General features: G+C 53.6%; 3 protein-coding genes. 1 reads left to right on the top strand and 2 read right to left on the bottom strand.

The window, feature by feature from the left end; genetic code table 11:
* Positions 1-85 precede the first annotated feature (85 nt).
* Together AB5Y92_RS03480 and AB5Y92_RS03485 are read right to left on the bottom strand one after the other, a co-directional pair.
* Positions 86-382, bottom strand: coding sequence for an MliC family protein (locus AB5Y92_RS03480; RefSeq protein WP_040067985.1), 297 nt, complete (start codon positions 380-382; stop codon positions 86-88).
* Positions 383-475: 93 nt separating this feature from the next.
* Positions 476-880, bottom strand: a complete 405-nt coding sequence (locus AB5Y92_RS03485) for an OsmC family protein (protein WP_144714553.1) — start codon at positions 878-880, stop codon at positions 476-478.
* A 300-nt stretch (positions 881-1180) separates the two neighbouring features.
* On the opposite strand from AB5Y92_RS03485, the gene crp reads away from it, so the two are divergent.
* The gene (gene crp / locus AB5Y92_RS03490) at positions 1181-1819 is read left to right on the top strand and encodes a cAMP-activated global transcriptional regulator CRP (RefSeq protein ID WP_005335304.1); all 639 of its coding nucleotides are present in this window, start codon (positions 1181-1183) and stop codon (positions 1817-1819) included.
* Positions 1820-1940: the final 121 nt, after the last annotated feature.

The following is a 1940-nucleotide window of genomic DNA, read 5'->3' on the forward strand; positions in this document are numbered from 1 at the left end:
AGCGTTACGGGAGGGGGGTGAATATCAAAGCATGTTTGCATGAGGCGCTGGGGCGCCCCATGCAACACGTAATTGGGACATAGCCTTATTTAAGCGTACAGGTCAGCAGTGTGACCCCTTTCTGGGTGAGGAGAGCTTGTTTGTCCTGATTCCAGAAAGTGGTGACGCTGTCGGAATATTTGGCGCCAGATTCAGACTCAACGCGCGCCAGCTTGTGGTAAACCCCGGCATAGGGGAACTGCACCATGTCAGCCTGGGCATCATAGGTAACGGCCAGCATCTCTTCGCCACACTGGTATTGGCTGTATTGATACTGGGTAGGTTGCGGGCTGCTGCACGCCGCCAGGCCCAAAAGGGGAAGCAGAGCGATCAATTTTTTCATTGCACTTTCCTTATGTAATGGCTTTATGTCATGGCCTTGTGCAGTGGCCTTACGTAACGGCCTTATGCCAGGGTACCAACGAAACTATCGTTATCAAGCTTCAACAATTTGATAACTATGGGTAATTTGTACCGCTTTTTCCAACATCAGGGAAACAGAACAGTATTTTTCCATCGACAGATCGACCGCTCTGGCCACCTGTTTCTCTGCCAATCCCTTGCCTGTCACCACGAAGTGCAGATTAATCTTCTCGAAAACCCGGGGCACACTATCGACCCGTTCGCCACTGACATCGACATGGCATGCGGTCACAGACTGGCGCGCTTTTTCGAGGATGGAGACCACATCAATGGAGCTGCAGCCACCGACCGCCAGCAGGATCACCTCCATCGGGCTGGCCCCCTCACCGGGGTTGGCACCATCCAGGATCACCTTGTGACCGGATTCACTCTCACCCACAAACTTCATCCCTTCCACCCAGCTGACCTTGGCTTTCATCTCGCACTCTCTCCTGTTAATCATGATGATGGATCCCTAGCATAACCCAGTCGCTTATCTCTGCCGAACAGGGGGAGTTGGGATGGAAATAGATCAAAATCAACATCTCCGACCTCTATCTTCCCTAGAATGGCCGGAGCGGCGCAGCAGGCATTACTCAAAGGGCTCTGTCAAAAGCCCGCAAAGCCTTGTCAGCACAGGCAAAGGCTCTTATCCTACTGCGACCAATACAAGGAATGGCAAGATTGGCAGCTTGCCCGGACGCACAAGTCCATAAAAAGACACTACAGAGGAATTCTCATGGTCATTGGCAAACCGCAAAGCGATCCCACCCTGGAATGGTTCTTGTCGCACTGCCACATTCATAAGTATCCCGCCAAGAGCACCCTGATCCATGCGGGTGAAAAAGCGGAGACCCTCTACTACATCGTCAAAGGCACTGTGGCCGTCTTGATCAAGGACGATGAGGGCAAAGAGATGATCCTCTCCTATCTGAACCAGGGCGATTTCCTGGGCGAGATGGGGATGTTCGAGGAGAACGAGAACCCCGAGCGCTCCGCTTGGGTTCGCGCGAAAGGCTCTTGCGAAGTGGCAGAGATCTCCTACAAGAAGTTCCGCCAGCTGATCCAGGTCAACCCGGACATTCTGATGCGTCTCTCTGGCCAGATGGCCAAGCGCCTGCAACACACCAGCCAGAAAGTGGGTAACCTCGCCTTCCTGGATGTAACCGGCCGGATCGCCCAGACCCTGCTCAACCTGGCCAAACAGCCGGATGCCATGACCCACCCGGATGGCATGCAGATCAAGATCACCCGTCAGGAGATCGGCCAGATCGTCGGCTGCTCTCGTGAAACCGTGGGCCGCATCCTGAAGATGCTGGAAGAGCAGGAGCTCATCTCTGCTCACGGCAAGACCATTGTGGTATTTGGCACTCGCTGATGACCCGTCCGCTGGCCTGACTGAGGCCTTTGTCTAGTCCTGAAATAGGTTTACACATTTTCAACTAGCATTTCTCTACTCAGAACCCCCTATGTACCGCATCGGGGGTTCTGTATTTCAA

This window comes from Aeromonas sp. R1-1 (genome assembly GCF_040908495.1).
Classification (GTDB): Bacteria; Pseudomonadota; Gammaproteobacteria; order Enterobacterales; family Aeromonadaceae; genus Aeromonas; species Aeromonas veronii.

What these genes read in the sequence shown, in the direction of transcription:
- crp (WP_005335304.1), top strand. Translation starts at nt 1,181, where the DNA reads ATGGTCATTGGCAAACCGCAAAGCGATCCCACCCTGGAATGGTTCTTG.
- AB5Y92_RS03485 (WP_144714553.1), bottom strand. Translation starts at nt 880, where the DNA reads ATGAAAGCCAAGGTCAGCTGGGTGGAAGGGATGAAGTTTGTGGGTGAG.
- AB5Y92_RS03480 (WP_040067985.1), bottom strand. Translation starts at nt 382, where the DNA reads ATGAAAAAATTGATCGCTCTGCTTCCCCTTTTGGGCCTGGCGGCGTGC.